Raw genomic sequence first — 7,924 nt, forward strand, 5'->3', positions numbered from 1 at the left:
CCAGATTGATAAATGTTTGCTACAAATATCTAGGGTATTTCTTAGGAGTCAGGAGTCAGGAGTCAGGAGTCAGAATGGATGGCTTTAATACCATTTTTTAGGGCGTAAATTATCTTTTTTGTCAAAGAGACATCTCATGTAAAGTCTTTTTATCGCTCTTACTAAATGTAAGCATTTAGCATTCAGCATTTCCTACGGAATGCTGCGCAAACAGATGCATGAACATATTCAAGAAATTACTAAGGTTAGCTGAAGACATTTTTTTTATAAGTTTTAATTCTCCTTGGAGACTAATTCCTCTTTTGAGCTGATAATGAGCTAATAACTCATAGCTGTTAACGTTTGCGTAGCATTCCGTAGGAAAGTTCCGACCATAGGAGGCTAGCTGATAGCTGACGGCTGAATGCTTACGAAATAATATTTCCTTATATTCAATTCCGTAACGGTTTTAACCAGAGGTAATTATCAATTATCCATTATAAATTATCAATTAATGAACTGTTTTCTAGTATGAAATAGATTGTTTTATTTTAACCATAAAGTTATTTTTGTTAATCCTCCTCCTACAAGTAATACTGGTGTTAACCAATCACCCCATTTTACATATAAAGTTTGGGTATTTCGCCGATAAATTGTGGTTGAATAAGTTTCATAAGTATTAATTCCAGACTGCCAAATTGTTCTGCCGTGAGGGTTTACTATTCCAGAATAACCTGTATTAGTTGCTCGTACCGCCCATCTATCAGTTTCAATCGCCCGTATTACATCTTGAGCATGATGTTGAGCTGGCATTGTTGAACTATAATGGGCGTTATTAGCTGCGGTTAAAATAAATTCTCCTCCTGCTGCGGTTTGTCTTTGAAATACTTCGGAAAAAGCTGAGTCATAACAAATTCCAACTATTGCTTTGCCAAAGGGTGTATCAAATATTTGGTCTGTTTTTCCAGGTACTAAATGAGCGTCTAAAGGTGAGAGTCTATCTATTAGTTTTCCTAAGACTTCATTAAAAGGAATAAATTCTCCTAGAGGTACTAATTTAATTTTGTCATAACGACTAAAAATTTCTCCTGTATTATCTATAGTAAATAAACTGTTTGTCAGATTATTATCTTGTTTACCATAACCACCTACCCAAGCTACTACTTTTTTCTCTAAAATTGCTTGATAAAAAGAAAGGAATCTACGATTATTTTGATTTGTCCACAAAAAAGGTAAAGCTGTTTCTGGAGTTAATACAGCATCAACATTTTGGTCTGCTAACTTTTTATATCCTTTTGTATAACCTTCCAGGGCACGATACCAACCTGTAGAATTGAACTTAATTTCATTAGGAATATTTCCTTGAATAATTCCCACTTTTAATGCTGTGGTTGAATCGGGATTTAAAGGAATATTATATAGACTAAATCCTACTATGTGGAAAAATATAAAAGTTGTAATTGGAAGGAAGAAGGAATAATTAATAATTAATAATGAATAATTAATAATTAATAATGAAGGTTTAAAGAAGAGGTTAAGTTTATCTGAGTTATTTTGTTTTTTCCAAAATTTAATTGATTGAAAAATTTCTGAGTTTCCCTGTGATTTTGCTTGAATAAAAGCTTCCCCAAATAAAGCGTTTACTGTGACAATAGCTGCTGTAACTGTAATTGGTCCTGATAATTGACTAAGATGTAAAATTACTAAATTATAGTTGCTCTGAGTCAAAGATAAAGAAGTCCACCAAAGACTTCCTAAACTCCAGATTTTCTCTAAACAACACCATAAAGTTATACCTAATAAAACTCTGGCAAATGAGAATATTTTCCCTGAGAAAGATGTAGGAGTTAAAACCCCAAATAAATAAGCCCAAATAGCAACTAAAACTGCTCCCCAAAGGGTGATAAAAATCCAACAAAATAGAGCGATCGCTACACTAGCTAACCAAGGAACTCCTAACCAAGTCATTGGATGAACTCCCGTTATCCAAAATAAAGCTACACCGTGATAACCTATTCCCCAAACTAAACCTAATAAAAATTTATCAAAGTATTTTTCTTGTTGAATTACTAACACCCAAAGAGGAGCTAGAGCTACCCATGCAAGAAACCATGCGTTTACTGGTGCTGTGGTCATTCCCATGAAAATGCCACTAATAAATGTTATGAATAATTTCATTTTTTAAGGTTATAAAAGGAATAATTAATAATTAATAATTAATAATTAATAATTAATAATTAATAATTAATAATTAATAATTAATAATTAAGGCTTAAAAAATAGGTTAAGTTTATCTGAATTATTTTGTTTTTTCCAAAATTTAATTGATTGAAAAATTTCTGAGTTTCCCTGTGATTTTGCTTGAATAAAAGCTTCCCCAAATAAAGCATTTACTATAATAATAGCGGCTGTAAATGTAAGCTGTTCTGCATTTAAACTATATATCCCAAAATTGGAACAGGGAATAGGAAATAGGAAATAGGAAATATAAAGTGGAATGGGCCTCTGGCCCGTTCGTTCTTGATATTATTTTATATAGCGTTTCTCAAATTAGTGAGATACAGTTATCTTTTTGTCTTTTTGTCTTTTTATTACCTGTTTCCTGTTCCCTAAAACCTAAAATTTTGTACCTCACGCTTTTTGGGAATTGCTATACTCTTTTCAATTAAATTTATTTTTTTATTCTGTTAAAGTTGACATTTTTTATCTGATTTCCAAGTTTTGATTAACTGAGAAATAGTTGTTGCTAACTCGAAGTCTAATGCCGTTAATCCGCCTACATCATGGGTTGTCAAATTTATGGTAACTTGATTGTAGGAAATAGCAATATCTGGATGATGATTTGCTGTTTCTGCTGGCGTAACTAAACAATTGACAAAATTGATAGCTTCAACAAAGTTTTGAAATTTATGAGTATAAGATAGTTTATTATCTTTTATTTGCCAATTTGATAAGTCTTGTAAATATCGATAAATTTCTACTTCACTTAAGGGTTTTATATTGTGAATCTCAGTTTTTTGTACTAATAAAAAGGCAGAATAAAATTCCATGAATCAATATTTTTGATTTATAGCAGAAGAAAGAAGAAAGAAGGAAGAAGGAAGAAGGAAGAAGAAAAAGTATTACGTTGTCTGAGTTTTAAGTTTTTTATCTGTCCGCGCCCTTTGCTTCGACTGCTATAGAGCTAAAACTTTTATGTAAGCATTTCCTGCGGAATGCTGCGCAAACAGCAGTCACCTAGCCTCCTATCGGAGGAACTGCGTTATCAGCTTTATTACCCTTAAAGGAGAAAAAAGCAATTTTATCCTACATTCCGCACGACAAAATGTAGCAACCGAAGAAGGAGTCATATCATGTTCGGTTGAATACTTATAATATCTGTGGATCGAAGGCAGCTATGCTGGAGGCAGCTATGCTGGAGGGAAAGAGCAAGGTTAGAAGGCAGAAGGTTTTTTATAACTGATTATCCGAACATGATATCAGAAGACAGGAGACAGGAGACAGAATTTTAGAAGAAAATCATAGCTGCCGTGATTGAGTAGTCAATTAAGCAAGTATTTATGCTTAATTTTTTACTCGGAATTTGATGAACGAAAAAAGTAATTAAGATGATTTAAGATAATTTGCATAGTATAAATACCTACCAAGCTATGGGTCTATATACTACTTTTAATGTTACGCTCTTGACGTGCGGAATGTGGGTTTTATCAAAGCTTCAGAATACTAATATCTGGTTGAGAATGTAGTAGAAATTAAATGAATGCTTGCTTTATTCATTAGATATCTCCAGAAAAGAGGGAACAGGGAACAGGGAACAGGGAACCCACCCCTAACCCCTCCCAGGAGGGGAATAACTGATAATTTCTGGATAAGAATTGATTTGATTTTTAATTTTTGGAGATGTCTATTAGATATCTCCAATAACAGGACTTACGCAGAGGTACTATTTATAGAGTTCAAGTACTATTGGACAATAGTTTTAAGCGCTATATATAGCGTATCTGCGTAAGTCCTAAATAATAAAAAATCAAATCAATTATCTCACAGCAATTATCAATTCTTTCCCCCCTACTCCCTACTCCCTACTCCCTCTTTAAACTTATAAATAATAAGGAATAAGATGATAGTAAGGAGTAGAGTGAAATTTTATAAAATATTCCTTTCTCCTTACTCCCAAAAGTAGAGGTTATATAACCAGATCCAAGAGTTTATCCCTACTTCCTTACTCTTCCTCCATATCTTCTACATCTATGTCTTCATCTTCAGTTTCCTCCATATCTTCTGCGTCTATATCTTCAGTTTCTTCTGCATCTATATCTACCAGATCTTCTACATCTATATCTTCTGTTTCCTCTATTTCTTCAGTTTCTGTTGCCGGAACTAAAGCTACTTCTGCAATACTATCCGCATCATCTAATTTTTGTACCCTTACTCCTGTAGCACTACGAGATTGAATCGAAATAGCATCAATTGCTTGACGAATAATAATTCCGCGAGTAGTAATCATTATTAACTCTTCAGTTTCATTAACTATTCGTAAAGAAGCTAATTTATCTTGTTTCCGTTTCTTCTTCTTAAACTTAGTAGCAATACGACCTTTACCACCTCGGTTTTGTAAGGTAAATTGAGAAACTGGCACCCGCTTTCCATAACCACCAGTCGTAATAACTAATGCCCACGGACCACTATTATTAGCTGATGTTTCTTCAGTTTCTTCCTCTTCTAATTCTTCAGTTTCTAGTTCTAATTCTTCAGTTTCTAGTTCTAGTTCTTCCTCATCAACATCAGCAATTTTATCTACAATTGAACTAGGTAAAATATCCATACTAATTAACTCATCATCTTCCATCAGTTTCATGGATTTTACACCTCTAGTATTACGACCCAAAGAACGCAATTGTTTATTATCCGTTCTAAAGTGAATTGCCATCCCAGAACTAGAAGCAATAATCACACTATCATCAACTCTCGCTCTTCTTACCCATCTTAATTGGTCACCTTCGGCAAGAGAAATAGCGATTAATCCATTAGAACGGATATTAGAAAATGCGGATAAAGGTGTTTTTTTAATATATCCACCCTTGGTCAACATCACTAAAAATTCGTCATCAGTGAACTCTGAAACTGCCACTATAGAAGTTACTTTTTCATCTCGTGGAATAGGTAACATTTGTACCACTGGTACGCCCCTTGCTATACGAGAACCAATAGGAATTTGATAAGCACTTAGACAATAAACAACACCTCTTTGAGTAAAGAATAAAATACTGTCATGGTCACAACAACTGAGAAAATGTTCAACTCCATCATCTTCTTTCATTTTCGTACCAGACTTACCACGAGTTGCTCGACTTTGAGCCTCAAAAGTATTAACTGGCATCCGTTTAATATACCCTTGTTCTGTTAATAGAATAATTGCTTTTTCATTGGCAATTAAATCTGTATCATCTAGTTCACCTTCTGCTAATTCAATGATAGTTCTTCTCGGAGTAGCATAGCGTTCTTTTATTTCTAAAGCTTCAGTTTCAATAATTTCTAGAATCCGTTCCCGTTTAGCTAATATATCTTGTAAATCAGCAATTTTCAACAGTAATTCTTCATGTTCTTGTTCAATTTTTTGTGCTTCTAATGCTGTTAATCTTCTTAACTGCATTTGTAAAATTGCGTCTGATTGTACTTCAGATAAACCATGATTTTCAATTAGTTCTTGTTTAGCAGTAGGAGTATCTGCAGCCTGACGAATTAATTGAATAATTGCATCTAGGTTATCTAAAGCAATTAGTAAACCTTGTAATAAATGGTCTCTTTCTTCAGCTTTTCGGAGTTCGTATTGAGTCCTTCTTGTAATAGTTTCTATCCGAAAATCTAGGAATACTTCCAGATATTTTTTCAGCGTTAGTAACTGGGGTTCTGAATTTACTAATGCTAAAATATTAGCTCCAAAATTGGCTTGTAGAGTAGTTTGTTTATAAAGATTATTGAGTACAACTCTAGGATAAGCATCTCGTTTGAGTTCAATAACTACCCGCATTCCGTCGCGATCGCTTTCATCCCTAATATCAGAAATGCCATCAATTTTTTTGTCATTAACCAGTTCAGCAATTTTTTCAATTAAAGCTGCTTTATTAGTTTGGTAAGGTAACTCTGTAACAATAATAGCTTCTTTGTCAGGGCGGCCCCGCTGTTCGAGGGTTTCTATAGTGGCGACACCCCGCATAGTTATAGAACCACGACCAAGTGTATAAGCATCACGGATACCAGATTTTCCCAGAATTTGAGCCCCTGTAGGAAAGTCAGGTCCGGGAATGTAGTGCATTAACTCAGTATCAGTTATTTCTGGGTTCTCGATCAGTGCTAGCAAACCATCAATAAGCTCCCCCAAATTGTGGGGAGGAATATTAGTTGCCATTCCCACTGCAATACCAGACGAACCATTGAGGAATAGTTGAGGAATGCGGGAAGGCAGTGCCAACGGTTCTTGTTGAGAACCATCAAAGTTATCAACAAAATCTACTGTTTCTGCATCAATATCCCGCAACATGGCATCAGAAGTGAGTGCTTGTAGACGACACTCTGTGTAACGCATAGCCGCAGGTGGATCATTGTCTACAGAACCAAAATTACCGTGGCCGTGGATGAGGGGCGATCGCATTGAAAAATCCTGAGCCATTCGCACCAAAGCATCGTACACCGCTGTATCGCCGTGGGGATGATACTTACCCAGCACTTCTCCTACCACACGAGCGCATTTACGGAAAGGGCGGTCTGCTGTTAACCCTAATTCGTTCATAGCATAGAGTATGCGACGATGCACGGGTTTGAGACCATCCCTAGTATCTGGTAATGCCCTACCTACGATTACGCTCATGGCGTATTCTAGGTATGATTGGGACATTTCATTACGGAGATCGGTTGGTACAATTCGTGACTCAGAAGTAGTCATATAATGAAAAACTCTGTTAAATATAATTTAGTAATTAACAAAAAACCGAAAAAATGGGATTTCGTCCAATTAAGTTCGGTGTATTTGCAAAATTATGCTGTTTACGTCTAAAATTATAGCATATTTTGTGTCTATTTTTGATAAAATTAGCTCAAAAATGTCTGAGTATTTTTAGTTAGATTTAAAGTTCAAATATTGGTATGATTACACTCAAGAAGGAAGAAGGAAAAAGGAAGAAGAAAGAAGGAAAAAGTGGATGGGGATAGTCAACGACTTATAACCCCAACTAATTGTAAACACCTTGTAGACAGCGGGGTATGGAAGAAGGAGTCAGGAGACAGAAGACAGGAGACAGAATCAATGTTCTTGGAGATTCCAAACCCCATCCAATTGCGGATACCGTGGGTGAGATGTGGGGATTTATACCCTATAAGGCTTCGATGCCAGGAGTCAGTTCCTCGGATCAAAGCCCAAAAAATTTTACTGAGGACTGACTTCCAACCGAAGGATGTTAAACCCAAAATCAAAAGATAAAAAGTTTCATTGCCGGGGACAAAATCTAATATCTAAAATTAACTTATGATTTCTGTTATTTATTCCGATGAATTTCTCGAACACAAAACTGGTATGCTACACCCAGAGCGACCAGAACGTTTAACTGCTATTGTCAAAACTCTCCATACTTTTCCTCACAATGGCCAATTGCAATGGCGATCGCCCACTCCGGTGGAACAGCGTCATTCATCATTGATGACACTACTAGAAAAAGTTCACTCTCGTAATCATATTCAAGCAGTAGCAGAAATAGCTAATCAAGGTGGTGGTTATTTGGATGGAGATACACCAGTTTCTGCCAAAAGTTATGATGTGGCATTGTTAGCGATAAGTGCTTGGTTAGATGGAGTCGATCAAGTGTTAACAAATGCAAATCCAGCGTTTGTTTTAGCAAGGCCCCCTGGACATCACGCTGAAAGTCAACGGGGGATGGGATTTTGCTTATTT

The 7,924-nt window shown here is 35.4% G+C and carries 3 protein-coding genes and 1 pseudogene; 1 reads left to right on the top strand and 3 read right to left on the bottom strand.

All coding sequences use genetic code 11. From position 1 onward, the window contains the following. Positions 1-525: 525 nt before the first annotated feature. The 3 genes from lnt to gyrA all read right to left on the bottom strand — a co-directional run bounded on the left by lnt (position 526) and on the right by gyrA (position 6,922). Positions 526-2,157 carry an apolipoprotein N-acyltransferase gene (gene lnt, locus F6K54_RS35615; protein ID WP_293088496.1) on the bottom strand — a complete coding sequence of 544 codons (1,632 nt, stop codon included), beginning with the start codon at positions 2,155-2,157 and terminating at the stop codon, positions 526-528. 509 nt (positions 2,158-2,666) lie between these two features. Beyond that, positions 2,667-3,029: a 4a-hydroxytetrahydrobiopterin dehydratase gene (locus F6K54_RS35620; protein WP_293088498.1), complete on the bottom strand. Its 363-nt coding sequence runs from the start codon at positions 3,027-3,029 to the stop codon at positions 2,667-2,669. Positions 3,030-4,201: 1,172 nt separating this feature from the next. Beyond that, positions 4,202-6,922, bottom strand: a complete 2,721-nt coding sequence (gene gyrA, locus F6K54_RS35625; protein WP_293088500.1) for a DNA topoisomerase (ATP-hydrolyzing) subunit A — start codon at positions 6,920-6,922, stop codon at positions 4,202-4,204. Positions 6,923-7,501: 579 nt separating this feature from the next. Between gyrA and F6K54_RS35630 the strand changes: the two are divergent. Continuing rightward, positions 7,502-7,924: pseudogene (locus F6K54_RS35630) on the top strand (histone deacetylase); the annotation flags it as partial.

This window comes from Okeania sp. SIO3B5 (assembly GCF_010692555.1).
Classification (GTDB): Bacteria; Cyanobacteriota; Cyanobacteriia; order Cyanobacteriales; family Microcoleaceae; genus Okeania.

What these genes read in the sequence shown, in the direction of transcription:
- gyrA (WP_293088500.1), bottom strand. Translation starts at nt 6,922, where the DNA reads ATGACTACTTCTGAGTCACGAATTGTACCAACCGATCTCCGTAATGAA.
- lnt (WP_293088496.1), bottom strand. Translation starts at nt 2,157, where the DNA reads ATGAAATTATTCATAACATTTATTAGTGGCATTTTCATGGGAATGACC.
- F6K54_RS35620 (WP_293088498.1), bottom strand. Translation starts at nt 3,029, where the DNA reads ATGGAATTTTATTCTGCCTTTTTATTAGTACAAAAAACTGAGATTCAC.